Genomic DNA, 22358 nt, shown 5'->3' on the forward strand with positions numbered 1-22358 from the left:
ACTCCTTGGCGGATAAACTGGGCCTTCCTGCGCCCGTGTGCCTTTTTGTAGCGGATTAAGCACCGCTGACCGAAGCAGTGTAGCCAACCCTGATCAGGTGCGGCGGTAAGAGAGCCACGGCGAAGCGCGAATCGATCACATTGTTAGTTACAGGTATCTGCATGCACAGCTCTTTGGGAACCGTACGTCATGACTGGAGCGCCACCGAGGTAAAGGCGCTGTTTGATCTGCCGTTTAACGATCTGCTGTTTCAGGCCCAGAGTGTTCACCGTCAGCACTTTAACCCCAACGAGGTGCAGGTGAGCACGCTGCTGTCGATCAAGACCGGCGCTTGCCCCGAAGACTGCAAATACTGCCCCCAAAGCGCCCACTACGACACGGGGCTGGAGAAGCAGCGGCTGATGGAGGTGGAAGCGGTGCTGGCCAAGGCCAAACAGGCCAAAGAGGCCGGTTCCACCCGTTTCTGCATGGGCGCGGCCTGGAAACACCCCACCGACCGTGATCTGCCCTACGTGCTGGAGATGGTCAAAGGGGTCAAGGCGATGGGACTGGAAACCTGCATGACCCTGGGGATGCTGAAAGAGCATCAGGCCCAGGAGCTGGCCGAGGCGGGGCTTGATTACTACAACCACAACCTCGACACCTCACCCGAGTTCTACGACAAGATCATCACCACCCGTACCTATCAGGACCGGCTGGATACTCTGGGGCACGTGCGCGATGCCGGCATGAAGATCTGTAGCGGCGGCATTCTCGGAATGGGTGAAACCGCCAACGACCGCATCGGCCTGCTCTGCCAGCTGGCCAACCTGTCGCCGCAGCCGGAGTCGGTGCCGATCAACATGCTGGTGAAGGTGGAGGGCACCCCGCTGGAGCAGGTGGAAGACCTGGATCCGCTGGAATTCATCCGCAACATCGCAGTAGCGCGGATCATGATGCCGCAATCCCATGTGCGCCTCTCGGCGGGTCGTGAGTCGATGTCGGATGAGCTGCAGGCGATGGCGTTCTTCGCCGGTGCCAACTCCATCTTTTACGGCGAGTGCCTGCTGACCACGCCCAACCCGGAAACCCACCGCGATCTCAAACTGTTCAAGCGACTGGGGATCAACGTAGAGCAGCGGATAGGCAACACCGATGAAGCTCAGGAGCAGCAGCTGGTGGCTGAGCTGCAGGCCAAGCAGGACAGCGAGCTGTTTTACGACGCGGCCGCCAGCTAAAGCGCCGCGGCCAATCAATAAGGAATCTCCATGTCTTTTGACCAGCTCGACAGCGCGCTGGCCGAGCGCCGCGCGGCCCGCCTCTATCGCCGCCGACGTACCCTGGATTCGGCCCAAGGCCCACAAGTGCGGGTGGACGGGCGCGACTATCTGGCGTTCTGCAGCAACGATTACCTCGGGCTGGCCAACCACCCCGAGGTGGTCAACGCGTTCCAGCAGGCTGCCAACGAGTACGGCGTTGGCGGCGGCGCATCTCACCTGGTCAATGGTCATAGTCGTGTGCATCAGCAGCTGGAAGAGGCGCTGGCCGAATTTACCGGCCGTCCGCGCGCGCTGCTGTTCTCCACCGGCTACATGGCCAATATCGGTGCGGTCAACGCGCTGATCGGCAAGGGTGACGCGGTGTTCGAAGATCGCCTCAACCATGCCTCATTGCTGGATGCCGGCTTGCTTTCCGGCGCCCGCTTTCAGCGCTATCTGCACAATGATGCCGATAGCCTGGTTGCTCGTCTGAGTAAAACCGACGCCGTTCGCAAGCTGGTGGTCACCGACGGCGTATTCAGCATGGATGGCGACTGCGCCGACCTGCCAGCGCTTTGCACAGCCGCCGAAAAGCATGGCGCCTGGGTCATGGTGGACGACGCCCACGGTTTTGGTTGCCTGGGTGACACCGGTGGCGGTTGCGTCGAGGCGATGGGGCTGACCATGGAACAGGTCCCGGTACTGGTGGGCACGCTGGGCAAGGCGTTCGGCACCGGTGGGGCTTTTGTCGCCGGCAGTGAAACCCTGATTGAAACCCTGATCCAGTTTGCCCGCCCTTACATTTACACTACTGCCATGCCGCCGGCGGTGGCTGCGGCGACCCTGGCCAGTCTGCAATTGATTACCAGTGGGCAGGAACGGCGCGCTCAGCTGGCGCGGCTGATTGCCCGTTTTCGCCAGGGCGCGAGGGAGCTGGGTTTTGAATTGATGGACTCCGATACCCCGATCCAGCCGATTCTGGTGGGGCCTTCCGACTGCGCGTTGGCGCTCAGCGAGGCGCTGGAGCGGCAGGGGATCTTTGTTAGCGCGATTCGCCCACCCACGGTGCCGGAAGGGAGTGCTCGCCTGCGGGTGACTTTGAGTGCGGCGCACAGCGACGAACAGGTGGACCGGTTGCTGGACGGCCTTGATCGCGTCCGCGAGGTGCTGGCATGAGCTTGAAAGTGGTGTGTCGGGGTGATCGGTCACGTCTGCCGCTGGTATTGCTTCACGGTTGGGGCTTTAACGCGGGTGTCTGGGATGGCCTGACACCGCAGCTGGAAGCCGATTACTGCCTCTATCACGTGGCCCTGCCCGGCTTTGGCGGCAGCAACGACGAAACTCGCATAGATACCATGGCTAGTCTCGCTGACCGGTTGGCCGATGCTGTTGAGTCGCCGGCGATCTGGCTGGGCTGGTCATTGGGTGGCACGGTAGCCGCGGCGGTAGCGGCGCGCCATCCGGGGAAAGTGCGAGGCTTGTTGACCCTGTCGACCAACCCTTGCTTTGTGCACAAGGGCGACTGGCCGGGGATGGCGCCCGCGATCTTTGATGCGTTCTATAGCGGCGTTGGTAGCGATGCGGCCAAAACCCTCGGCCGCTTTCTGCTGCTGCAAGGGCAGGGTGATGATGCGGCCAAGGCGGTTGTGCGCGAGCTGAAACCGGTGCTGGCGACTGATGCTACCCCTGCGGCGCTGCTGGCGGGGCTGGACCGGCTGGCAGAAGATCATCGTGGCTATTTTGCTGAACTCGCCATGCCGCGCCGGTACCTGTTTGGCGAGGGCGATGCATTGGTGCCGGCCGAGGTTGCCGCGTCGCCTTTGCTGGCGGAGCGTGCGCAATTGATCGCCGCTGCCGGTCATGCACTGCCAGTATCGGCGAGGGACCAGGTGCTTGATGCGTTGGATGGTTTGCAACGCGAGTTACAAGATCGCTTACCGATAAAGGTAACGGCGGGAGGCGACTTATGATCGTCCACCTGGCCGAACAACGCTCTTTGCGTGCTCCCGAGTCGCGCCTCCAGCGAGATAAAGAGCAGGTGGCGCACTCCTTCAGCCGCGCCGCCGCCAGCTATGACAGCGTTGCCGCGTTGCAGCGGCGGATCGGCCACCAGCTGCTGGCCTACGCCGCTGGCGGCTGGCACGGGCGGGTGCTGGACCTGGGCTCCGGTACCGGCTATTTCACCCGCATTCTGGCTGAGCAGCCGCAGGTGAATGAGCTGATCGCGCTGGATCTGGCCGAGGGAATGCTGGATTTTGCTCGCACCCAGCGTGGCCATGACAAGATCCATTGGCTCTGTGCCGACGCCGAAGCATTGCCGTTGGCGGACAACAGTCTCGACGGTGTCTTCACCAGTCTGGCGATTCAGTGGTGTGATGATAGCGAACCTCTGCTTGATGGTCTGCAACAGTCGCTGAAGCCAGGTGCGCTGCTGGCGTTCGCCACGCTGGGGCCGCGTACCTTGTGGGAGCTGCGTGATGCCTGGTCGCGGGTGGATGACTTTGTTCACGTCAACGGTTTTGAGTCGCGCCACCGCTTGAAAGCGGCGCTGGCCGGGCGGTTCGAGCTCGAGCGCTTTGACACCGAAGAGATCTGTCTGCGCTATGAGGACCTGCGCGGACTGACCGACGAACTCAAGGGAATCGGTGCCCACAACGTCAACCCGGGGCGCAATCGGGGGTTGTCCGGTCGTCAGCGCATCAAAGCGTTTCGTGATGCTTATGAGGGGTTTCGCGGCGACGATGGTCTGCTACCCGCCACCTACGAAGTTTATTACGGTCTGGCGCGCGCCCTGTAAGCGCCACGCTTGACCACCTACTGAGAGTGACCTGATGGCAAAACGTTTCTTTATCGCTGGCACCGATACCGGGGTCGGCAAGAGCTTGGTCGCGGCATCACTGCTGGAAGCCGCCAACCAGCGGGGTTTGCGCAGCTGCGGCCTGAAACCGCTGGCGGCCGGTGCCGAAGAGACCGAGCAGGGGGTATGCAACGAAGACGCGCTGCTGCTGCAGCAGCATGCCTCGGTCAAACTCCCGTACGCCCAGATCAATCCGGTGTTGTTGACAGAACCGGTAGCACCGCACCTGGCCGCCGCTCACGAAGGGCGGCAGCTGTCCGCAGAGCGTCTGGTGGGTTTTTGCCGTGGTGCCATGATGACCCCCTGTGACCTGATGTTGGTGGAAGGTGCCGGTGGCTGGCGGGTACCGATCAATAGTCGCGAAATGTTGTCCGAGCTACCGCGTCGGCTGGAACTGCCGGTGATACTGGTGGTGGGGATGCGACTGGGTTGTCTCAACCATGCGCTGCTGACGGCCGAGGCCATTCGTGCGGACGGCTTGCCGCTGGCCGGATGGGTGGCTAACCGGATCGACCCAAATATGAGCTGCTTTGACGAGAATCTAGCCACTTTGGAGAGCTTGATTCGTGCTCCTCTGCTGGGGGTTGTTCCGCATCAGTCGACACCGGATCCGGTTGATGCAGGGCAATACCTGAGTGAAAATCTCGAATTATTGTTGGCTAATTAATGAACAGTCGTTCGGGCTGAGTTATACTGCCACCAGATTCACAATCCGTGAGGGAGACCTCCATGGCTATTTCACCAATCAGTTCCGGCGCTCTGCCGATTCAGCCGACCAACACCCAGAGTGTTGATGGCAACAGCCGACCCGCGGGTGCGGTGGGCGACAGTCAGGAGCAAAGCCGGATCTCCACCGGTAATAACGGTGGTTCCGAATCCGCTCAGGCGGTAAACCAGAGTCAACAGGAATCGGCAAACGCTTCCTCCACCCAGCCGGCCTCGACCACTCAGGTGGTGACCAGTGCCGACGAAGTGCTGGGTACCGGGCTGGGGCAGATTGTCGATACCCGTGCCTGAGGCCTGATCCGACGCGGAGGACTCAGAGTTGGATGCCAGCGCACTGACACTGACCCGGCCCGCACTGCCGGCCCTCGCGCCCCGAGGGTCGGCCACTGTCAGCGGTCTGTCCACCTCCACTCCTGCTGTTGCTTCTGCCACTTCATCTAGCGCCGCTTCGGGCACGTCCGACAGTGGCCCTGCGCTCAATCCTCCCGTAAACCGCGTTAATCCTGTCAGTGCCACTAGTCGAACGGTTGCGAGTTCATCGGCTGCTCAGGCTGACTCCGGCGACTCCTCGGAGCGTGCACCGCAAGCCCAAGTCGCGGCCGGTGACAGTGAGCGTTCGGAAAGGTCCCGTTTCAATTCGGCCGAGTTGAGTGAGAGCGAACTGGCACAGGTGCGGGAACTGGCGGCGCGGGATCGCGAAGTGCGCAACCATGAGGCGGCTCATGCCGCAGCAGGCGGCGGTCTGGCTGGCTCGCCTACGTACAGCTTTACCCGTGGTCCGGACGGGCGTCTTTACGCCACCGGGGGTGAGGTCAGCATCGATACGTCGGCGGTTGCGGGCGATCCGCAAGCGACGATCGACAAGGCGCGCACCGTCATACAGGCGGCGACCGCACCGGCCAACCCCTCTCCTCAAGACTTGCGTGCAGCTGCGCAAGCGCGGGCGCTGCTGGCGGATGCCCAGGCTGAGTTGGCACAGATGCGCGCAGAGGAACGACGCGAAGCGACTGCCGGGGAGGGGGCAGAAGAGAGCGCCGCGGTGCGTGATGGCCCATCCGATTTCGAACGGCAGCAGATTGAAGCGCAACAGCGCGCCGAGCGGCGCGAAGAGCTGAACGATGCGGCGGCCGAGCGGCTGGAGCGGACGCAAGAATCGTTGCAGGATTTCGCCGAGCAGCTGGAGGACCTCAACGACCGGCTGGCCGATCTGCAACGGCAGATCAGCAGTACCGGCGCCATTTCCCCGGAGCGAGCTATCGGCGCGTTGCTGGATATCTCGGTTTAGGCTGTCTTTGGCAGCACCGTGTTGAGTTGTCAGGGCTCCATGGCTCAGGGCGCCTGCAAGAATCGCAGTGCCAGCCGGGTAAATAGCTCCGGTTTTTCCGCGTGGGGCCAGTGGCCGACACCTTCCATTACCCGCGCGCTGGCATTGGGGAACAGCTTGCCGATGGCTCCACGATGGGCTTCCTGGATGTAGCTGGAGCGTCCACCTTTGATGAACTGGGTCGGCCCCGGATAGTGCCCTTTGCTTTCAGGCGCAGCGGCGATCTGTTCATATTCCCGGTGTAGCGCCTTGAGGTTCATGCGCCAGGCAAAATGATCGCCGTCTCGGTAAAGATTCTTGAGCAGGAACTGGCGTACGCCGGCATCATCGATGTGCGCAGCCAACTGCTGGTCGGCGTCGCCTCGGCTCGCGAGGTGGGCCAGATCGACACCGAACAGGCCGTCGAACACTTCGTTGTGGCCGGGGGGGTAACGCACCGGCGCAATATCCACCACCAGTAGCCGGCTGACCCGCTCAGGGTGATCCAGCGCCAACTGCATCGCGGCTTTTCCACCCATGGAGTGACCCAGCACCGCAGCACGTTCAATGCCGTGCTGGTCCATGAAGGCGATCAGGTCGGCGCTGAGGCTGGGGTAGTCCATCTGTTCGCTCCAGGGCGAACGGCCGTGGTTGCGCAGGTCGATGGCGAACACGCGGAACTGTCCGGACAAAGCCTTGATCTGCCCGCCCCAGTTTTCCAGCGTGCCGAACAGGCCGTGGAGGATCAGCAACGGATCCCCCTGCCCCAGCTCCTTATAATGCAGTGTCAGCATCGTCTGCGCAGTGCTCCGGTGGGGTATTACAGAATGTCGAGCAGCTCGACTTCAAATACCAGTGTGCTGTGGGGCGGGATTGCGCCCGGTGCGCCACGCTCGCCGTAGGCCAGGTTGGCTGGCACGTGCAGGCGCCACTTGGAGCCCACGCTCATCAGCTGAAGCGCTTCGGTCCAGCCGGCAATAACGCCGTTGACCGGGAACTCCGCCGGTTGACCGCGATTGACGGAGCTGTCGAACACTTTGCCGTCGATAAAGGTGCCATGGTAGTGGGTGCGGACGGTTGAGGTGGCGCCGGGTTTGGCTCCATCGCCTTCGACCAGTACTTCGTACTGCAGGCCGGACTCGGTGACCTGAACACCCTCTTTATTGGCGTTATCTTGCAGATATTTAATCCCCGCTTCTCCAGCCTTGCGCGCTTCTGCCTCGGCCTGCGCCTGACGCTGTTTCTGCAGCGCGTCGAAGGCTTCCTGGAGGTCCTGGTCGGAAACGGCCGAGGCTTCGTTATTGAAGCCGTGGGCCAAGCCCAGTTTGACCAGTTCCAGGCTCAGGCCTTCAATGTTATTAGAACGCAACTGACCACCCATTTGGCGGCCGATGCCGTAGCTGACGCGTTCTTCGATGGAGGTGATGCTCGGGGTGTCGGACATGTTGCTCTCTTTAAGTGCTGGTGAGATGGGTAGCGCCGGAGCGCAGAAAGCCGCCGATTATACCAGCTTCGCCTGCGCCTTGCCGCTGCGCTAGGCGGAATTGGCGGTGTGCTGAAAATATGCATTGACCGGCTAATATTATTTACATAGCATCAAGGGCTGTTCATTTCATCGATCGGGAGCTACGCGTGTCGCAGCTGCAATACCAACGCTATGTATCGGTCGGCTGGTGTTTCTCAGCCGGGTGCCGTTACGTGTCGTTGCTGCACGGCCTCAGTTCCCGCTTTCTCTCCAGCCTCAAGGCACGGTCGCTGGCCGCGCGGATCAACCCCTCGTTTCCCGAGCGCCTTGAGTTCAGTAGCCCCAGCGCCTATTGGCCCGCCATCTGGCGTGCACTTTGCCCTGACCGTTAAGAGGCGGCACCGGATCGACCGGTGATTCAGGCGGTGCGCCGATGGTTTGGGCGGACGGATTTGTGATTTGCGCCGTTCGTTGATGGTGTTGTGGTGTCCCGGTTTTGGGGCGCGAATACAAGAGAGAGTCTCTGATGAAATCCCGTCTATTGGGGGGCGTTGCCCTGTTGGAAGGCTGTTTTCTGGCCGCGCTGGGAATCGTTTTTCTGAAAAGTTCGCAGCTGGTCGCTGGCGGTACCACCGGAATCGCGTTGATTGCCGATGGCCTATTTGACAGTTGGAGCTTCGGTCCGCTGTTCTTTCTGATCAACCTGCCGTTTTACTGGCTCGGCTGGCGCATGCTGGGGCTGGGCTTTCTGTTGCGCACCACTTTCTGTGTCGGTCTGGTGTCGGTTATGGTCGAGCTATTGCTGGCGCAGGTGACTCTGCAGGTTCCTTATGCGCTGTTAAGTGCCGTGATCAGCGGTGTCCTGATCGCCTTTGGCATGGTGCTGATCCTGCGTGCCGGCGGTTCGTTGGGCGGGCTCAACATTCTTGGCCTGTGTCTGCAGCAGCGCTGGGGGGTTCCTGCCGCTCGGGTGATTCTGGCCACCGACCTGCTGATTATGAGCGCCGCGCTGCTACTCTACGGTTGGCAGACGGTACTGTGGTCGGCGGTGTGCGTCACCTTGCTGGGTGTGATCCTGGGGCGACACTATCGCCCGCAGCATCGCTCTTCTGCGGCCTCGGAGCAGGTTGCCTGATCGCGACAGCTATTTTGCCGGCGGATCTATAAACAGCATTGGGTCGACGCGGACGTTGTTGAGGCTGACGGTCCAGTGCAGGTGCGGACCGGTGACGCGGCCGCTGTTACCGATGGTGCCAAGGGAGTCGCCGGTCTTGACCCGATCGCCGACGCTGACATCGATCCGGTCCAGATGGGAATACATGGTAACCAGGCCATGGCCGTGGTCCAGTACGACGTTGCGGCCGTTGAAGAAATAGTCCCCTGCGGCGGTGACCACGCCGGGAGCAGGTGCGGTGATAGGCGCTCCCTTGGGGGCGGCAATATCAAGCCCGCTGTGGGGTGCACGTGGCTGGTCATTGAAAAAACGCTTGAGCCCGAACGGACTACTGAAGGGCCCCCTGGCCGGCAGTTCGAAGCGGGTTACCGGGGCGTTGTCATCGCGCCAGTTGCCCAGCGCCGTCAGCATCTCTTTGCGTTCCCGTCCGATGCGTTCCATATCGCGTTTTTCCGGATTGACGTGGCGCTTGTTTTTGATCGTCAGCCGCTGTTCCCGATACTGCTTATCCTTGACCTCGAAACTGATCGTCTGCGTGCCGGCGTTCAGTGCCAGCGTACCGGGCTCGGTGGAGAGATCGATCCCGACCACCGCCAACCAGGGTGCATGTTCGGCGTAACGGGTGCCTTTGGCGGATACCACCATTACCGGACGGCCCTTGAGACTGGCCTGGCTCGTAGGCACCGGTACCAGCGCCACGCCGCCGGGAACCGGCGAGGCTGTCGGCAGGCGGGCAATGTCGGCACTGGCGGGCAGCGTCAAAACCAACGCCAGGGCGCTAAGCAGGGGGCGAACTGTTCGGATCACGATAGGTGGGCTCCTCGGTGGTTGGGTTGCTGCGGTCCTTTATTGGTCAGCAGTCTCAATGGCAATAACTTCACACTGCAAGCTGCCGCTGGCCAGCCGGGCGTTAACTCGCTGACCGATGTTGGCCTGATCAACGTGGGTGATCAGCTGTTGTTGGTCATTGCTGACGATGGCATAACCACGTTCCAGCGTTGCCAGCGGGCTGACCGCATGCAGTGCACGGGCGTTCTCGCCCAGGCGGGCCCCCAGGCGTTCCAACCGACGCTGACAACTGTGATTCAGGCGTTGCTGCAGCTGCTGCAGACCTATGGACAGTTGCCGGAGACGCTGGGCCGGATTCTGCAACGCCAAGCGCTCCTGAGTATGCGACAGGCGCAGCGCCGATCGGTTCAGGCTCTGGCGCAGAGCCGCCTGCAAGCGTAGCTCCAGCCGGTCCAGTTGCTGGGCCTGCTGCTGCAAGCGCTGACCGGGGTGGCGCAGGCGGCTGGCTAGCGCACGCAATCGCAGGTGTATCTCGTGTATTTGGCGCTGTTGCTGACGCTGCAGGCGATACTGCAGATCGTCCAAGCGGCGTAACCACTGCTGGCGGTCCGGGCTGAGCAGCTCCGCCGCCGCAGACGGTGTGGCCGCGCGCTGATCAGCGACGAAATCGCAGATGCTGAAATCGGTTTCGTGGCCCACCGCGCTGACGATGGGGAGCGGGCAGGCGTGTATGGCGCGCGCCAGCGCTTCATCGTTGAATGGCCAGAGGTCTTCGACCGAGCCGCCGCCACGGCCGATGATCAGTGCATCACAGCGATTATCGCGCACCGCCAGCTCCAGTGCAGCGCGTAGCTGCGTGGCCGCCTCGGCTCCCTGAACCGCTGCTGGATAGAGGTAGACCTCGATGGCGGGGAAACGACGCTTCAGCACCGTAATAATATCGCGCACGGCTGCGCCAGTGGGTGAGGTGATGACGCCAATGGCCCGAGGCAGGGAGGGGAGTACGCGTTTGTGTGTCGGGTCGAACAGGCCTTCGGCGTTGAGCTTCGCTTTCAACGCCTCGAAGGCGGCTTGCAGCGCCCCGCTGCCGGCCTCTTCGAGATAGTCACCGATCAGTTGAAATTCACCGCGGCCTTCATACAGGCTGACCCGTGCCCGTAGTCGTACCAGATCGCCATTCGCAGGACGGTATTTGAGGAACTGGTTACGATTACGAAACAGCGCACAGCGCACCTGTGCGCTGTCGTCCTTGAGAGTGAAGTACCAGTGCCCGGAGCTGGGGCGGACGAAGTTGGAGATCTCGCCCTCGACCGTAACCAGCGGAAAACTGTCTTCGAGTAGTTGACGCGCCAGCAGATTGAGCTGGCTGACCTTGAGTATCTTGGCAGGAGGGGACGACACGAGTAACGAGCCCATTTGGCGCTGATGATAAAACTGAGGTTGTTATGGTACAACGCCCCGTGTCTATAATGCACACTTGATCTAACTGTTTAAATTCCATGGTGATTTTGAGGGTATGTGATGGCGCGCATTGAACTGTTGGTAGGTACGGTCTACGGCAATGCCCAGGATACCGCCGAGTATCTGCAGGAGCTTTTGCAAGCCGCAGGGCATCAGGTGAATCTGGATACCGATCCTCAGCTGGAGCCGCTGCTGACGGCCCCCCCGGACCTGTTGCTGGTGTGCACCTCTACCACCGGACAGGGAGATCTGCCGGATAATATTGTGCCTTTTTTCTATCAGCTCAAAGAGCGGTTCCCATTGATGCCGCAGCAGCGTTTTGCGGTGATCGGCCTTGGGGATGCCTCCTACGACGATACCTTCGGGATGGGAGGGAAGCAGTTTGAAGAGTTGCTGCTGGAGTTGCAGGCGCAGCCGGCGGTGGCATCGTTGACCCTGGACGCGGCATCGGCTGAAGATCCATTCGAACAGACCCGGCGCTGGAGTGAGCAGTTGCTTCAGGCGCTGTAGGCGGCTGATCGACAATGGTCTCACCTACCGGCGAAGGCAGATCCGGCGAAAACTGAGATTGATCCTGGGCGCTAGAGCGTGGCGACTTTTGGGCACAGCGTGAAGCCAGTGATGCTGCAGTGGGCCAGCCATGATGAGCAGCGCACCGTCCGGCAGACGTAATTCCATGCTGCGGTTATTATCCGTGCGGTGGCGCAGGCAGAAGCGCCGCTCCGCTCCCAGCGTCAGGGAGGCGATCAGCGGCTCTGGCCCCAGTTCGGGTTCGTTGTCGGCGTGCCAGCCAACGCTGTCGCTGCCGTCGCGGTAGAGGTTGGCTAGCACGCCGTTAAAATGCACGTCGATAGCTCGCTCGATTCGTTGGCGCAAGGCGGTGCTGGCAGAGTCCCAAGGCTGGGGTTCCAGCGTCACCCCGGAATAGCGATAGCGACAACCGGGATCGCCGATCCAGGCCTGCAGGCGAGGGATGGCAACGCTACGACCGAACATCTGGATGTTGTCCTGACGCCAGTGAATCTGCTGTTCCAGCGCCTTTTGCAGCCCGCTTGTCTCATCCGCTGGAATAAACTGCGGATCCCACCACAGTTCGCCATCTTCCAGCGGCAGCCGAGTTAGTTGGCGTGTATCCATGCGTTGACTGGTGCGGCCAAGGCATCGGCGATGGCGATCGAGTTGGAGGGATGAGGCAGGGTTTCGGTGGTGATGACATCCGCCGCTGCGCTCAGTTCGGCGTAGGCGTTGTCGGCAAAGATGCCGTGCACGCCGATACAGAGCGGACGCTTAAGCCCCTGGTGGCGCAGATGGCTCAGGGCTGCCAGCATGGTGTGGCCGCTGGAGATAATGTCGTCCAGCAGCACCGGTGTCATGCCTTGCCAGCGTTCGATCTCGGGTACGGTGACCTCCACGTTGCGATCACCGAAACGGGTTTTTTCCAGTACCACGTAGGGGCAGCCGGCCAGTTCGGCTACTCGCGATACCCACTGTTCGGATTCGCTGTCCGGGCCGATCAGCAGCGCCTCCGGCCGGTGTTGTTTAAGCCACTCGGCGATCAGCGGCGCCGCCTCCACCACCTGGGTCGGTATTCGGTAGACCTCGTCGAGGCTGTGGATTCGATGCAGGTGAGGATCCATGGTCACCAGAAAATCAACGTAGGCGGACAGTAGTTTGGCGAAGGGAATGGCGTTGACGCATTCGCCTGGCTGAAAGCGTTTGTCCTGGCGCATGTAACACAGATAGGGCGTGATCAGGGCGATGCGCCGGGCACCGAGGTCGCGCAGGGTCTCGCACAGAAAGATCAGCGGCAGGATTCTTTCGTCCGGATCGAACAGGTTGCAGAACACTACTACGTCGCGACCATCACAGGGGGTGTCGATACGCAGATAGGTTTCCCGGTCGGGGAATTTTCGTTGGTTCAGTTCGCCCGCCTCGGCACCAAGGGATAAGAGTAGGGCTTTGCCGAGGGCCGGGTCGCTATTGAAGTTAAAAAACAGGGGAGTCGATGGCATGACGATGGCTCTGATCAGACTAGGGTGAACAGCTGTCGATGGTTGTTAAGGAACTCTACCGCATAATCGAGCTCGCCGGGACTTTCGGCGTGAATGCTGAGCAGGGTTTCACCGGGTGATACCCGCTCGCCCAGACGCTTGTACAGTGTGATGCCGGCGGCGGGGTCCGCCGGAGCCCCCGCCAGCTTGGCAACCTGTGCCAGTAACCGGTTGTCGATGTGGGTGATGCGCCCGCTATGGGGGGCCTGTACCTTGTATAGATATGGTGCCATTGGCGGTTCACGCAGCCCACCCTGGGCTTCGCAGATCCGTTGGAACTGGGTCCAGGCGCGGCCATCTTCCAGCGCCGCCAGCGCGTCGCTCTTGCCATTGCCCGGCAGTGCTTTGTCGCACATCTCCAGTAGAGCGCCGGCCAGCTCCGCGGCGCGTTGACGCAGATCGCCGGGGGCACCGGCTTCGTTGCGGAGCACCGCGAGTACGTCGCGGGCCTCCAGTGCCGGTCCTATGCCGCGCCCGATGGGCTGGCTGCCGTCGCTGACAACGATCTTCAGGGTCAGACCCAGTGCATCGGCGACACCTTGTAACAGACCTGATAAGCGCTCTGCCGCTTCTCGGTCGCGCACCTTGGCGCTGCTGCCGATGGGAATGTCGATCAGCACATGGGTGGCGCCAGCGGCGATCTTTTTCGACAGCACCGAGGCGATCAGTTGGCCTTCGCTGTCGATATCCAGCGCCCGTTCCACCCGAATCAACAGGTCATCTGCCGGACTGAGCCGGACGGAGCCGCCCCAGGCGAGGCAGCCGCCGGTTTCGCGCACCACGGTCTGCATCTGCTCCAGTGTCAGCGCGACCTCGGTGAGGGTTTCCATGGTGTCGGCGGTCCCGGCGGGTGAGGTGATGGCGCGTGATGAGGTCTTGGGCATGGTGAGGCCAAAACAGGTAACGATGGAGACCACCAGCGGGGTGGTGCGATTGCCGGGCAGACCGCCCACGCAATGCTTGTCGGCGACCACCGATTGGGGCCAATGCAAACGACTGCCTGCGTTAACCATGGCCTCGGTCAGATAGGTGATCTCCTCCAGGTTAAGCCGCCCGTCGCTGCACGCGGTGATGAAGGCCGCCAGGTGGACGTCGGCGTAGAGGCCGGCAGCGATATCGGTAATGATGGCGTGGATCTGCTCTCGGTCGAGAGTCTTGCCAAACACTTTGGCCCGCAGGTGGGAGAGGGATTCCAGTGGCTTGGGGTGCGTCACCCACACCGGCTCCTGATGCTCGAGGGCGAGCTGCTGCCAGGCGGAATCCGACAGCCCGATCTCATTTTCTCTGAGTAAGCCGTTACGCACGATGTGCAAGGTCGCAACCACTTCGGCCCGACCGGTGCGCACCCGCACCCGACTGAGGGCGGTAAAGCCTTCACTGTGGCAAACGTGACTGTCGGCCCGCAGATAGACGGTGTGCTCCTGATGGGTGTCGATACCCAGGCGGCGAGCCTGCAGCGAAAACAGCGAGTTGGATTCGGACATAGGCCTGTTCTTGAACTAGGGTGAGGGAAGTATAGCGCTTTAGGTTGAAGTTACGGCGAGGGCAACACAATGAATCTACTGCAAAATCAGTCGTGTGAGGCGTGTCGCGCAGATGCGCCCGAGGTGAGTAGGGAGCAGGCTGCCGCCTGGATGGCGGAGCTGCCGGAGTGGCGGCTGGTGGAGCGCGATGGTGTGGCGAAGCTGATTCGCCGTTACCGTTTCGCAGACTTTGTCGCCGCCCTGGCATTTACCAATCGAGTGGCGGCGTTGGCCGAGGAGCAGCAGCACCATCCGGATATACTCACCCGCTGGGGAGAGGTGGAGTTGAGCTGGTGGACTCACAAGATCGGTGGCCTGCACCGCAACGATTTTATCTGCGCAGCACGCTCGGACGCATTGTATCGCCCCGAGTGATAGCTGTTTTGGGCGGGATATGTTGTTAGAATGCCGGCACTTTATCTGTATCGTCCGGCATCTTGTCCGGCGCCTGTGGAAAATAGACGCTTATGGAACCCAGTTATCGATTGGTTATATCCTGCCCCGATCGCATCGGTGTGGTGGCGATGGTCAGTAATTTTATCTCCAGCCACGGGGGCTCCATAACCGAAGCGAACCAGCATTCTGATCTCAGCAGCGGCTGGTTTTTCATGCGCTATGAGATCAGTGCTCACTCGTTGCCCTTTACCCTTGACGAGCTGTGCGAGAAATTTGCCCCGATCGCCCAGTCCTTCAATATGCACTGGCGCATCGTTGATTCTACCCGTCCCAAGAAGGTGGTGCTGATGGCCAGCCGCGAGTCTCACTGCCTTGCGGATCTGCTCTATCGTTACCACAGTGGCGAGCTGAAATGTGAGATTCCCTGCGTTATTGCCAACCATGACGACTTACGTAGCATGGTGGAGTGGCATGGGATTCCCTATCATCACGTACCCGTTGCGCGGGATAACAAAGACAAGGCATTCTCGCAGGTCAACGAACTGGTGGAGCGTTACCAGGCCGATACGATTGTGCTGGCGCGTTACATGCAGATTCTGCCGCCGTCACTGTGCGAACGCTATGCCGGCCGGACGATCAACATCCACCACAGTTTTCTACCGTCGTTTGCCGGCGCCAAGCCTTACCATCAGGCCCATGAGCGCGGAGTCAAGCTGATCGGGGCGACCTGCCACTATGTCACCGAAGATCTGGATGCGGGACCGATTATCGATCAGGACGTGATTCGTATCAGTCACACCGATGAGATTGAAGATATGGTCCGGCTGGGGCGCGATGTGGAGAAAACGGTACTGGCGCGCGGTTTGCGCTGGCACCTGGAAGACAGAATTTTGGTCCACGGCAACAAAACGGTGGTGTTCAACTAACTTTAAGTCGTGGCGTTTACGTTATTGTTGCGAGTGAGGAGCAGCAAATGTTGAGATCGGTAAAAGTACAGGACTACATGACCACCAAGCTGATCACCTTCAAGCCGGACACCGAGTTGTTCGCGGCCATTGAGGTGTTCACCGACCACAATATCTCCGGTGCTCCGGTGGTAAACGAGCGCGGCGAGCTGGTCGGCATGCTCTCTGAAGTTGACTGCCTGAAAGAGATTCTCAGCCATACCTACCATGAAGACGAAAAGGGGGGCGTGGTTGCTGACATCATGACCAGTGATGTGGATACCATCAACAACGATTCCGACATCATCGCACTGTCCGAACAGTTTATTGCTGGTAAGCGTCGCCGTTTGCCGGTGCTCAAGGGCGGCAAACTGGTCGGCCAGATCAGTCGCAAGGACGTGTTGCGCGCTGTGCGTGACTTCGTGATCAACAGCAAAGACTGAGTCTATAGCCGGGGGCGCGGTAGCGTTCCCGGCACGCTATTTTCCCCGTCTCCGGTTACAAAACAGAGCGTCGATAGCAGTCGGCAGCAACGGTTTTATGGTAAGCTGCGGGTCAATCCCGAAACCCTTTGCTGTGAGTGATCTGCGACCCAATGAGTGGCCTGTTCCCCGAGCAACCTCTACTGTTTTACCCGTCGTTAGCGCGCCGTTTCGGCACCGATGAGGCGTTGCTGCTAGGTGTTTATGCGCAGTATGCCCGTCATCACGGAGGCGTCGATGATGGTGGTCTGTTGCAGTTCGTTGTTCGTCGTCGGGAGTGGCTGGAGCTGGCTGACTTTTGGAACGAAGAGCGTCTGGCTGCGGTCACCAACAGCTTGGTGGAGCAGGGGGTTATTGAGGCTGAAATGCAGGCCAATGGTGCATTCAGGATTCAGTTGCTGGATCCGGCCCAGCCGACCCCGCCTGCACCTGATCCGCAAGCTACCTACCCCATGGCGGCGGTTGAGCGGCCGCAGAGGCAAACTGTTGCATTACAGGAGCCGGCCAAACCTGCCTTCGCCAGCCGTCCGCTGGTCGAGGCAACCCATGCGCTCACGCGCTCCAGCGTTGAATCCGATTCCAGCGGTAATCTCCACAATCGCGGTCCGGCACCATCATTTGGCGGCAGTACCGGCTGGCAGCGCCCCAAAGATGACCTTGAGCGGTTGTTTGAGCAGCAGGAGCTGCGCAACCGGCAACTACACACCATGCCGGCTGACTGGCAGCCCAATGACACTACCCGGCAGATGCTGCAGAAGCAGAACATCCCGTTGGCGTTCGCCGAGGACTGTGTGGACGAGTTTGTGGCCTACTGGCTGGAGCGTGATCGTAAAGAGTCATCCTGGGATCATGTATTTATCCGGCTGGTGAAAAAAGAGTGGGTTAAGGCGCAGGGGCGTAAAGCCCGTGAAGCACGATCAAGTGACGATTCGACCGAGGCGAGCGGTGAAAGATATCAAGCAGATTCTCGAGCACAACGACGCGAGCGCATTACCGACGCGGTCATGGACATCCACAACACCGACTGGTAACGAGGCGGTCAGCGGCTCTTCCGGCGACCCGATCGGGGTGGAAACCAAGCGCCTGGTCAATATGATCTTCGCGCGCTTCATGACCATCTACGGGCACAAGTTCAAGAGTGCGTTCCAGAGCGAGGATGAAATCCGGATCGCCAAGCGCGAATGGGCGCTCAGCCTGCAGGGCTACTCCGAGGCGGAGCTGGTGTTGGCGGTCAATCGCAGCAAGGAATCCTTCATCTGGATGCCCACCGTTGCCGAGTTTCTCAGTCTGCTGCGCCGCGACTACGAATCCTTTGGTCTGCCTTCGACCCTGGAGGCCTACCGCGAAGCCTGTTTTGCGGCCGATCATCCGCGCGACCGCGACTGGAGCCACCCGGCGGTTTATCATGCGGGGCGTGCGACGGACTGGTTTCGATTACGAACCGAAGAAAAGTCGCAGGTGTTCCGTGACTTTGAACATTACTACCGCACTCTGTGTCAGCGGGTGGTCAATGGTGAATCGCTGGATCTGCCGGTACCGATGGCGCTACCGGACAAAAGCTCCAATACCTTGAGCGAGTTTATTACCCGTTGGGGTGAAGAGCAGGGGATTACGCCGGAGCAGGCGGCAACGCTGCTGTTCTATCTCAGCAAGCCCAAGGGGAGTCCGGTGCGGGCCCATTTTCGCCAGCAGGCGCAGACCCGTATGGAACACTGGGGTCTGGATCTGCAACTGCCGGATGACTATCGCCAGGGGTCTTGAACCTCTTCTTGGCGGTGGCTGGTGCCCTAGCTTTGTGCGGCCTGGCTGGCGGCACTGAAGAAGCCGCCGATGGCGGCTGACAGCGCCTCGCTACGCTCGGGGTTGCGCAGGCTGTCCATGATGCAGGGGCGCATTCCGGGAATAAAGATCAGGTCAATCAGCATGCGATTGAAGCCATCCTGTCCAGCTTCGCTGGCGGCCAGCTGTTCAAGGAAACGCTGGCGCAGCGCCGGCTGCATAAGGTCACCCCAGCAGCGGGAGCCGATCGCCGCCAGAACTTCCACCGAACCGCCCGCCGGTGTGCTAAGCACTTGCTCCAGTGCGCCTATTCGCAGCCCGTCCGACTGGGACTGGGACAGCGCCCGCACCAGTGTGCTGACCACCACATCGTTACCTTCACCCACTTGATTCAGTTGCTGACGCAGACGCTCGGTCAGGGCCTGGGTGACCCGGTGCCCCGGATCGACATGCTCCAGCTGAGTGCATAGCGCTTGCAGCGGCGCGTCGGGCAGGTCGTTGAGGGCGCTGGCCAGCAGCCGGTCATTGTCGCGCTCATCCAGTCGTGCGCAGAGATCGGCCAGGCCCTGCAGCCCCAGCGCTTGCCACTGGTCACGCGGGGTAACTCCGGCAAGGTACTGGCGTGCGGGCTCGTAATAGCCGGACGGTGGTTGCTTGAGAATCGCGGTGGCGCGGGCGTGGAATGCGGCCATCTTGTCGTCGGCGGGCTTGAATGCGAAGGGATTGTCTTTTAGTGGGTCCTCTTCAGCCGCCTGCTCCAGCAGGTTGCCGCTGACGCTGCGCGCGAGGCGCTGCAGGAAGTCATCGCGTGCAGCCAGCACCAGCTTGCCCTGCTCATCCAGCGGGAATTTCAGAAACCAGATCAGGTGCTGGCCACTTTGCTTGGGGTTCCATAGCAGGACCGCGATCCAGGCTTGACGCAGATGGGGCAGAGGATAGGCGATCTCGTTGCGTTCGAACTTGAGAAAGCTGTCTTGCGGCAGCTTGCTCAGCCGGCGGCCGAGATCGAAGAAGCGAAAGCTGGCGTCAGTGGCGCGAAGAAAATCGGTCAGGGTCTGTATGGCAGTCATGGTTGGGTTACTACTGGCTGGTCATGAGTTCAATGGTAAACTGGCGCGCATTCTACCATTTCGGCCGGGACACGGAAAAATCATGACCGCTAGCACGGGCTGGTATCTGTATATCATTGAAACGGAAGGCGGGCGTTTGTATACCGGTATTACTACCGATCCGCAGCGTCGTTTCACGGAGCATCAGTGCGGCCGTGGCGCCAAGTTCTTCCGTTCCGATCCGCCCCGTCGGCAAGTTTATTGCTGCGCTTTCCCCGACCGCTCCAGCGCCAGCCGCGAGGAGTACCGTATCAAACAGTTGAGTCGGACAGAGAAACTGCGTCTGATTGGTCAAACATTGAGGTAAGTCTAGGAATCGCGCGAAAAGCCTCTCTATACTCCCCGATCATCAAGGATTTAACGAGGATTTCGGCTTGCAGCAATCGCTCTTGGCCCTGGCCCGGTCGATGATGGGCAGCCTGCGTGATCTGGCTCCCATCATTCTGGTCATCGCGTTCTTTCAGCTGGTCGTGCTTCAACAGCCCCTGCCGGATCTGATCGGCCTGCTGACCGGGGTGCTCTTTGTCGTTCTGGGTTTGACTTTCTTTATCTATGGCCTGGAGATGGGGTTGTTTCCCATCGGTGAAAGCATGGCTCACGCCTTTGCGCGCAAAGGCAGTGTGTTCTGGCTGGTCACCTTTGCCTTCGCTCTGGGGTTCGGTACAACGGTGGCGGAACCGGCATTGATCGCGGTCTCCGCGGAAGCTGCGGAGGTGGCGGCAGAGGGCGGCATGATCGAACCCACCGAACAAGCGCAGAAATCCTATGCCAACGGCCTGCGGCTGACGGTAGCCTTCTCCGTGGGGCTGGCGATCGTGATCGGCGTGGTGCGGATCATCAAGGGCTGGCCGATCCATTATCTCATTATCGGTGGGTACGTCCTGGTGGTGATCATGACCGGTTTCGCGCCGCGGGAAATTATCGGCATTGCCTACGATTCCGGCGGTGTGACCACATCGACCATTACCGTTCCGCTGGTGACTGCGCTGGGTGTGGGGTTGGCCTCATCGATCAAGGGGCGTAATCCGATGATCGATGGCTTTGGTCTGATCGCCTTCGCATCCCTGACGCCGATGATATTCGTGATGGCTTACGGGATGGTGATCTGATGGCGTTGCTGCTTGAACTGCTGGACATTTTTCTTGCGACCATTGTCGATGTGATTCCGATTGCGGCCATTCTGTTTGGCTTTCAGTTTCTGGTGATCCGTCGTCCGATCGCCAATCTGCGCAAAGTGCTGATCGGCTTCTTCTACGTGTTGCTGGGATTGGCGCTGTTTCTGATGGGGTTGGAAAAAGCTCTGTTCCCAGTGGGTGAGCTGATGGCCAAGCAGCTTACCGATCCCGAGTTTATCCGCTCGGGTATCGCCAGTGCCGGCGAGGTACTGCGCTGGGACGATTATTACTGGGTTTATATTTTTGCCTTTGCCATTGGCGCCAGTACGACCATTGCTGAACCCTCGCTGATCGCGGTGGCTATCAAAGCCAACGAGGTATCAGGTGGCGCGATCGGCGTCTGGGGCTTGCGTATTGCCGTGGCGCTGGGGGTGGCTGTTGGCATAGCGCTGGGTGCATACCGCATCGTTAGTGGCCTTCCGATTCATTACTTCATTATCACGGGTTACGTGGTGGTTGTAATTCAGACGTTCTTTGCCCCCAAGCTAATCGTACCGCTGGCGTATGACTCGGGCGGAGTGACCACCTCCACTGTCACGGTGCCGCTGGTCGCGGCGCTGGGACTGGGGCTGGCGGAAACTGTTCCGGGGCGCAGTGCACTTATCGATGGCTTCGGTTTGATCGCCTTTGCCAGCCTGTTTCCGATGATGTCGGTCATGGGATACGCCCAGCTCAGTGAATGGCAGTCGTCACGACGCAAAAAAGCACGGCTAAACGAACAACAACCGGAGCCGCAAGCCTCGCTTGCTGGCGATAAACACCTCTAGGAGTGCAGCGGAGACCCATATGCATTTCAAACTGATTATTACCTTTGTCGAGGACTCCAAGACCGATGCGGTCATGAAAGCTGCGCGGGAGGCAGGGGCGACCGGCGCGACGGTGATTAATAACGCGCGTGGTGAAGGCGTAAACAAGTCCAAGACCTTCTTTGGCCTTTCGCTGGAAACCCAGCGCGATGTGGTGCTGTTTATCGTCGAGGAGCACCAGAGCCGCACGATTCTGGAAACCATCGCCGAGGTGGGGTGTTTCGACACCGAGCCCGGCACCGGTATCGCGGTGCAGCTCGATCTTGAAGACGCGGTGGGCGTAGCCCATCAGGTTCGTAAACTGTCGGGTGCCGTCGAGGAAGCGCTATGAGTGACAAGAAAGTGGTGCGTGCCAGTCACGTAATGAAGTCGGACTTCGCAGAAGTCGAAGGATTGATGACTATTGCCGAAGCGCTGGAGGTGGCGCGGGAGCGACGCACCCGCGTGCTGATTGTGAAGAAACGCCATGCAGATGATGAGTACGGCCTGGTGTTGTTGTCCGATATCGCCAAACAGGTGATCGCCAAGAACCGCTCGCCCGAGCGGGTTAACGTCTACGAGATCATGACCAAGCCGGTGATCTCAGTACGTCCGGAGATGGATGTGCGCTACTGTGCACGTCTGTTCGAAAACGTGGGTATTTCGGTGGCGCCGGTTATCGGCGCGGACAGTGTTGAAGGGGTTCTGAGCTACAACGATATCGTCCTCGACGGGCTGTTGTAAGCTCGTTGGTACTGAGCAACGCGCGCCTTAGTCGGCGCGCGTGATGGATGCGTCAATCGCCCCGATTAGTTGGATGAGCCGGCTGCAGTCCTGCTCCTCGTTCTTGAAACTCTCCTCCGCCAGCGCCGTTATGTTACAGCCGGCGGGCAGGGGGAGTTGGCCATCCAGTAGGGCGTTGATTCGGGGAATCAGCAACCACTGCAGCCATTCGCTCAAGCTCAGGGTGTCAACGCAAAAGGGTTCGCTACTGGCCAGGGCGTCGGCGCTGGGCGGCGATGGCTGCCACAGTTTGAGGCGGCGTAGTTCCGATTCCAGCGCCAGCAGATGCCGGCGCAGCTGTTCCCGTTCACTCATTGT

29 protein-coding genes are annotated in these 22358 nt (G+C 60.4%); 20 read left to right on the plus strand and 9 right to left on the minus strand.

What is annotated here, in order from left to right; all coding sequences use genetic code 11:
• The first annotated feature begins 161 nt into the window (after nt 1–161).
• The 7 genes from bioB to JJQ76_RS10930 all read left to right on the plus strand — a co-directional run bounded on the left by bioB (nt 162) and on the right by JJQ76_RS10930 (nt 6106).
• Nucleotides 162–1217 carry a biotin synthase BioB gene (gene bioB / locus JJQ76_RS10900; RefSeq protein ID WP_246480599.1) on the plus strand — a complete coding sequence of 352 codons (1056 nt, stop codon included), beginning with the start codon at nt 162–164 and terminating at the stop codon, nt 1215–1217.
• A 30-nt stretch (nt 1218–1247) separates the two neighbouring features.
• The gene (gene bioF / locus JJQ76_RS10905; RefSeq protein ID WP_210396855.1) at nt 1248–2414 is read left to right on the plus strand and encodes an 8-amino-7-oxononanoate synthase; all 1167 of its coding nucleotides are present in this window, start codon (nt 1248–1250) and stop codon (nt 2412–2414) included.
• Entirely contained in the window at nt 2411–3208 is a 798-nt protein-coding gene (locus JJQ76_RS10910) for an alpha/beta fold hydrolase (protein ID WP_210396856.1), read from the plus strand. Before bioF ends, JJQ76_RS10910 begins: the two co-directional genes overlap by 4 nt.
• Nucleotides 3205–4035 carry a malonyl-ACP O-methyltransferase BioC gene (gene bioC, locus JJQ76_RS10915; protein ID WP_210396857.1) on the plus strand — a complete coding sequence of 277 codons (831 nt, stop codon included), beginning with the start codon at nt 3205–3207 and terminating at the stop codon, nt 4033–4035. Before JJQ76_RS10910 ends, bioC begins: the two co-directional genes overlap by 4 nt.
• 34 nt (nt 4036–4069) lie before the next feature.
• Nucleotides 4070–4762 (plus strand): dethiobiotin synthase, encoded by a 693-nt coding sequence (gene bioD, locus JJQ76_RS10920; protein ID WP_210396858.1) that lies wholly within the window; start codon nt 4070–4072, stop codon nt 4760–4762.
• 62 nt (nt 4763–4824) lie between these two features.
• On the plus strand, nt 4825–5112 hold the full coding sequence (locus JJQ76_RS10925; protein ID WP_210396859.1) for a hypothetical protein: 288 nt from the start codon (nt 4825–4827) through the stop codon (nt 5110–5112).
• Between the two features lie 355 nt (nt 5113–5467).
• Nucleotides 5468–6106 carry a putative metalloprotease CJM1_0395 family protein gene (locus JJQ76_RS10930; protein ID WP_210396860.1) on the plus strand — a complete coding sequence of 213 codons (639 nt, stop codon included), beginning with the start codon at nt 5468–5470 and terminating at the stop codon, nt 6104–6106.
• Nucleotides 6107–6150: 44 nt separating this feature from the next.
• Here the strand turns inward: JJQ76_RS10930 and JJQ76_RS10935 are convergent, their stop codons facing one another.
• Together JJQ76_RS10935 and bamJ are read right to left on the minus strand one after the other, a co-directional pair.
• The gene (locus tag JJQ76_RS10935; protein ID WP_343232525.1) at nt 6151–6918 is read right to left on the minus strand and encodes an alpha/beta fold hydrolase; all 768 of its coding nucleotides are present in this window, start codon (nt 6916–6918) and stop codon (nt 6151–6153) included.
• A 26-nt stretch (nt 6919–6944) separates the two neighbouring features.
• On the minus strand, nt 6945–7568 hold the full coding sequence (bamJ, locus tag JJQ76_RS10940) for a BamJ family beta-barrel-assembly machinery protein (protein ID WP_210396861.1): 624 nt from the start codon (nt 7566–7568) through the stop codon (nt 6945–6947).
• A gap of 188 nt (nt 7569–7756) precedes the next feature.
• Between bamJ and JJQ76_RS10945 the strand changes: the two genes are divergently transcribed.
• Nucleotides 7757–7981 (plus strand): hypothetical protein, encoded by a 225-nt coding sequence (locus JJQ76_RS10945; RefSeq protein WP_210396862.1) that lies wholly within the window; start codon nt 7757–7759, stop codon nt 7979–7981.
• Between the two features lie 134 nt (nt 7982–8115).
• Nucleotides 8116–8724, plus strand: coding sequence for a YitT family protein (locus JJQ76_RS10950; protein WP_210396863.1), 609 nt, complete (start codon nt 8116–8118; stop codon nt 8722–8724).
• Nucleotides 8725–8733: 9 nt separating this feature from the next.
• On the opposite strand, the gene JJQ76_RS10955 is transcribed toward JJQ76_RS10950, so the two are convergent.
• Nucleotides 8734–9570 carry a peptidoglycan DD-metalloendopeptidase family protein gene (locus tag JJQ76_RS10955; RefSeq protein ID WP_343232526.1) on the minus strand — a complete coding sequence of 279 codons (837 nt, stop codon included), beginning with the start codon at nt 9568–9570 and terminating at the stop codon, nt 8734–8736.
• Nucleotides 9571–9609: 39 nt separating this feature from the next.
• Nucleotides 9610–10968 carry an exodeoxyribonuclease VII large subunit gene (gene xseA, locus JJQ76_RS10960; protein ID WP_210396864.1) on the minus strand — a complete coding sequence of 453 codons (1359 nt, stop codon included), beginning with the start codon at nt 10966–10968 and terminating at the stop codon, nt 9610–9612.
• Nucleotides 10969–11073: 105 nt separating this feature from the next.
• On the opposite strand from xseA, the gene JJQ76_RS10965 reads away from it, so the two are divergent.
• Nucleotides 11074–11523, plus strand: a complete 450-nt coding sequence (locus JJQ76_RS10965) for a flavodoxin domain-containing protein (RefSeq protein WP_210396865.1) — start codon at nt 11074–11076, stop codon at nt 11521–11523.
• Between the two features lie 24 nt (nt 11524–11547).
• On the opposite strand, the gene JJQ76_RS10970 is transcribed toward JJQ76_RS10965, so the two are convergent.
• Genes JJQ76_RS10970 through JJQ76_RS10980 form a run of 3 tightly spaced genes read right to left on the minus strand, consistent with a single transcriptional unit; the run spans nt 11548 to nt 14548 of the window.
• Complete coding sequence (locus JJQ76_RS10970) at nt 11548–12150, minus strand: alpha-ketoglutarate-dependent dioxygenase AlkB family protein (RefSeq protein ID WP_210396866.1); 603 nt, start codon at nt 12148–12150, stop codon at nt 11548–11550.
• Nucleotides 12132–13025: a ribose-phosphate pyrophosphokinase gene (locus JJQ76_RS10975; protein ID WP_210396867.1), complete on the minus strand. Its 894-nt coding sequence runs from the start codon at nt 13023–13025 to the stop codon at nt 12132–12134. Before JJQ76_RS10975 ends, JJQ76_RS10970 begins: the two co-directional genes overlap by 19 nt.
• Before the next feature lie 14 nt (nt 13026–13039).
• Nucleotides 13040–14548: a thymidine phosphorylase family protein gene (locus tag JJQ76_RS10980; RefSeq protein ID WP_210396868.1), complete on the minus strand. Its 1509-nt coding sequence runs from the start codon at nt 14546–14548 to the stop codon at nt 13040–13042.
• A 69-nt stretch (nt 14549–14617) separates the two neighbouring features.
• Here JJQ76_RS10980 and JJQ76_RS10985 point away from each other — a divergent pair, with 69 nt between their 5' ends.
• The 5 genes from JJQ76_RS10985 to JJQ76_RS11005 all read left to right on the plus strand — a co-directional run bounded on the left by JJQ76_RS10985 (nt 14618) and on the right by JJQ76_RS11005 (nt 18170).
• A complete protein-coding gene (locus JJQ76_RS10985; RefSeq protein ID WP_210396869.1) occupies nt 14618–14962 on the plus strand; it encodes a 4a-hydroxytetrahydrobiopterin dehydratase in 345 nt (114 codons plus the stop codon).
• A 92-nt stretch (nt 14963–15054) separates the two neighbouring features.
• The gene (gene purU, locus JJQ76_RS10990) at nt 15055–15909 is read left to right on the plus strand and encodes a formyltetrahydrofolate deformylase (protein ID WP_210396870.1); all 855 of its coding nucleotides are present in this window, start codon (nt 15055–15057) and stop codon (nt 15907–15909) included.
• A 47-nt stretch (nt 15910–15956) separates the two neighbouring features.
• Nucleotides 15957–16370 carry a CBS domain-containing protein gene (locus JJQ76_RS10995; protein ID WP_210396871.1) on the plus strand — a complete coding sequence of 138 codons (414 nt, stop codon included), beginning with the start codon at nt 15957–15959 and terminating at the stop codon, nt 16368–16370.
• Between the two features lie 152 nt (nt 16371–16522).
• Nucleotides 16523–17440: a DnaT-like ssDNA-binding domain-containing protein gene (locus JJQ76_RS11000; RefSeq protein ID WP_210396872.1), complete on the plus strand. Its 918-nt coding sequence runs from the start codon at nt 16523–16525 to the stop codon at nt 17438–17440.
• 37 nt (nt 17441–17477) lie between these two features.
• A complete protein-coding gene (locus tag JJQ76_RS11005; RefSeq protein ID WP_343232528.1) occupies nt 17478–18170 on the plus strand; it encodes a replication protein P in 693 nt (230 codons plus the stop codon).
• A 26-nt stretch (nt 18171–18196) separates the two neighbouring features.
• On the opposite strand, the gene JJQ76_RS11010 is transcribed toward JJQ76_RS11005, so the two are convergent.
• Nucleotides 18197–19258, minus strand: a complete 1062-nt coding sequence (locus tag JJQ76_RS11010; RefSeq protein ID WP_210396873.1) for a DUF3549 family protein — start codon at nt 19256–19258, stop codon at nt 18197–18199.
• An 82-nt stretch (nt 19259–19340) separates the two neighbouring features.
• On the opposite strand from JJQ76_RS11010, the gene JJQ76_RS11015 reads away from it, so the two are divergent.
• From JJQ76_RS11015 to JJQ76_RS11035, 5 genes are all read left to right on the plus strand, one after another.
• Nucleotides 19341–19604 (plus strand): GIY-YIG nuclease family protein, encoded by a 264-nt coding sequence (locus JJQ76_RS11015; protein WP_210396874.1) that lies wholly within the window; start codon nt 19341–19343, stop codon nt 19602–19604.
• A gap of 100 nt (nt 19605–19704) precedes the next feature.
• Nucleotides 19705–20406, plus strand: a complete 702-nt coding sequence (locus JJQ76_RS11020) for a DUF1538 domain-containing protein (protein WP_210396970.1) — start codon at nt 19705–19707, stop codon at nt 20404–20406.
• Nucleotides 20406–21239 (plus strand): DUF1538 domain-containing protein, encoded by an 834-nt coding sequence (locus JJQ76_RS11025; RefSeq protein WP_210396875.1) that lies wholly within the window; start codon nt 20406–20408, stop codon nt 21237–21239. The genes JJQ76_RS11020 and JJQ76_RS11025 overlap by 1 nt, the downstream gene beginning before the upstream one ends.
• A gap of 19 nt (nt 21240–21258) precedes the next feature.
• Entirely contained in the window at nt 21259–21609 is a 351-nt protein-coding gene (locus JJQ76_RS11030; RefSeq protein WP_210396876.1) for a P-II family nitrogen regulator, read from the plus strand.
• A complete protein-coding gene (locus tag JJQ76_RS11035; RefSeq protein WP_210396877.1) occupies nt 21606–22001 on the plus strand; it encodes a CBS domain-containing protein in 396 nt (131 codons plus the stop codon). Before JJQ76_RS11030 ends, JJQ76_RS11035 begins: the two co-directional genes overlap by 4 nt.
• A gap of 27 nt (nt 22002–22028) precedes the next feature.
• On the opposite strand, the gene JJQ76_RS11040 is transcribed toward JJQ76_RS11035, so the two are convergent.
• Nucleotides 22029–22355, minus strand: coding sequence for a YqcC family protein (locus JJQ76_RS11040; RefSeq protein WP_210396878.1), 327 nt, complete (start codon nt 22353–22355; stop codon nt 22029–22031).
• Between the last annotated feature and the right edge of the window lie 3 nt (nt 22356–22358).

This window comes from Motiliproteus sediminis, assembly GCF_017912535.1.
Taxonomy (GTDB): domain Bacteria; phylum Pseudomonadota; class Gammaproteobacteria; order Pseudomonadales; family Balneatricaceae; genus Motiliproteus; species Motiliproteus sediminis.

What these genes read in the sequence shown, in the direction of transcription:
- bioB (WP_246480599.1), top strand. Translation starts at nt 162, where the DNA reads ATGCACAGCTCTTTGGGAACCGTACGTCATGACTGGAGCGCCACCGAG.
- bioF (WP_210396855.1), top strand. Translation starts at nt 1,248, where the DNA reads ATGTCTTTTGACCAGCTCGACAGCGCGCTGGCCGAGCGCCGCGCGGCC.
- JJQ76_RS10910 (WP_210396856.1), top strand. Translation starts at nt 2,411, where the DNA reads ATGAGCTTGAAAGTGGTGTGTCGGGGTGATCGGTCACGTCTGCCGCTG.
- bioC (WP_210396857.1), top strand. Translation starts at nt 3,205, where the DNA reads ATGATCGTCCACCTGGCCGAACAACGCTCTTTGCGTGCTCCCGAGTCG.
- bioD (WP_210396858.1), top strand. Translation starts at nt 4,070, where the DNA reads ATGGCAAAACGTTTCTTTATCGCTGGCACCGATACCGGGGTCGGCAAG.
- JJQ76_RS10925 (WP_210396859.1), top strand. Translation starts at nt 4,825, where the DNA reads ATGGCTATTTCACCAATCAGTTCCGGCGCTCTGCCGATTCAGCCGACC.
- JJQ76_RS10935 (WP_343232525.1), bottom strand. Translation starts at nt 6,918, where the DNA reads ATGCTGACACTGCATTATAAGGAGCTGGGGCAGGGGGATCCGTTGCTG.
- bamJ (WP_210396861.1), bottom strand. Translation starts at nt 7,568, where the DNA reads ATGTCCGACACCCCGAGCATCACCTCCATCGAAGAACGCGTCAGCTAC.
- JJQ76_RS10950 (WP_210396863.1), top strand. Translation starts at nt 8,116, where the DNA reads ATGAAATCCCGTCTATTGGGGGGCGTTGCCCTGTTGGAAGGCTGTTTT.
- xseA (WP_210396864.1), bottom strand. Translation starts at nt 10,968, where the DNA reads ATGGGCTCGTTACTCGTGTCGTCCCCTCCTGCCAAGATACTCAAGGTC.
- JJQ76_RS10965 (WP_210396865.1), top strand. Translation starts at nt 11,074, where the DNA reads ATGGCGCGCATTGAACTGTTGGTAGGTACGGTCTACGGCAATGCCCAG.
- JJQ76_RS10970 (WP_210396866.1), bottom strand. Translation starts at nt 12,150, where the DNA reads ATGGATACACGCCAACTAACTCGGCTGCCGCTGGAAGATGGCGAACTG.
- JJQ76_RS10975 (WP_210396867.1), bottom strand. Translation starts at nt 13,025, where the DNA reads ATGCCATCGACTCCCCTGTTTTTTAACTTCAATAGCGACCCGGCCCTC.
- JJQ76_RS10980 (WP_210396868.1), bottom strand. Translation starts at nt 14,548, where the DNA reads ATGTCCGAATCCAACTCGCTGTTTTCGCTGCAGGCTCGCCGCCTGGGT.
- JJQ76_RS10985 (WP_210396869.1), top strand. Translation starts at nt 14,618, where the DNA reads ATGAATCTACTGCAAAATCAGTCGTGTGAGGCGTGTCGCGCAGATGCG.
- purU (WP_210396870.1), top strand. Translation starts at nt 15,055, where the DNA reads ATGGAACCCAGTTATCGATTGGTTATATCCTGCCCCGATCGCATCGGT.
- JJQ76_RS10995 (WP_210396871.1), top strand. Translation starts at nt 15,957, where the DNA reads ATGTTGAGATCGGTAAAAGTACAGGACTACATGACCACCAAGCTGATC.
- JJQ76_RS11000 (WP_210396872.1), top strand. Translation starts at nt 16,523, where the DNA reads ATGAGTGGCCTGTTCCCCGAGCAACCTCTACTGTTTTACCCGTCGTTA.
- JJQ76_RS11010 (WP_210396873.1), bottom strand. Translation starts at nt 19,258, where the DNA reads ATGACTGCCATACAGACCCTGACCGATTTTCTTCGCGCCACTGACGCC.
- JJQ76_RS11015 (WP_210396874.1), top strand. Translation starts at nt 19,341, where the DNA reads ATGACCGCTAGCACGGGCTGGTATCTGTATATCATTGAAACGGAAGGC.
- JJQ76_RS11020 (WP_210396970.1), top strand. Translation starts at nt 19,705, where the DNA reads ATGATGGGCAGCCTGCGTGATCTGGCTCCCATCATTCTGGTCATCGCG.
- JJQ76_RS11025 (WP_210396875.1), top strand. Translation starts at nt 20,406, where the DNA reads ATGGCGTTGCTGCTTGAACTGCTGGACATTTTTCTTGCGACCATTGTC.
- JJQ76_RS11030 (WP_210396876.1), top strand. Translation starts at nt 21,259, where the DNA reads ATGCATTTCAAACTGATTATTACCTTTGTCGAGGACTCCAAGACCGAT.
- JJQ76_RS11035 (WP_210396877.1), top strand. Translation starts at nt 21,606, where the DNA reads ATGAGTGACAAGAAAGTGGTGCGTGCCAGTCACGTAATGAAGTCGGAC.
- JJQ76_RS11040 (WP_210396878.1), bottom strand. Translation starts at nt 22,355, where the DNA reads ATGAGTGAACGGGAACAGCTGCGCCGGCATCTGCTGGCGCTGGAATCG.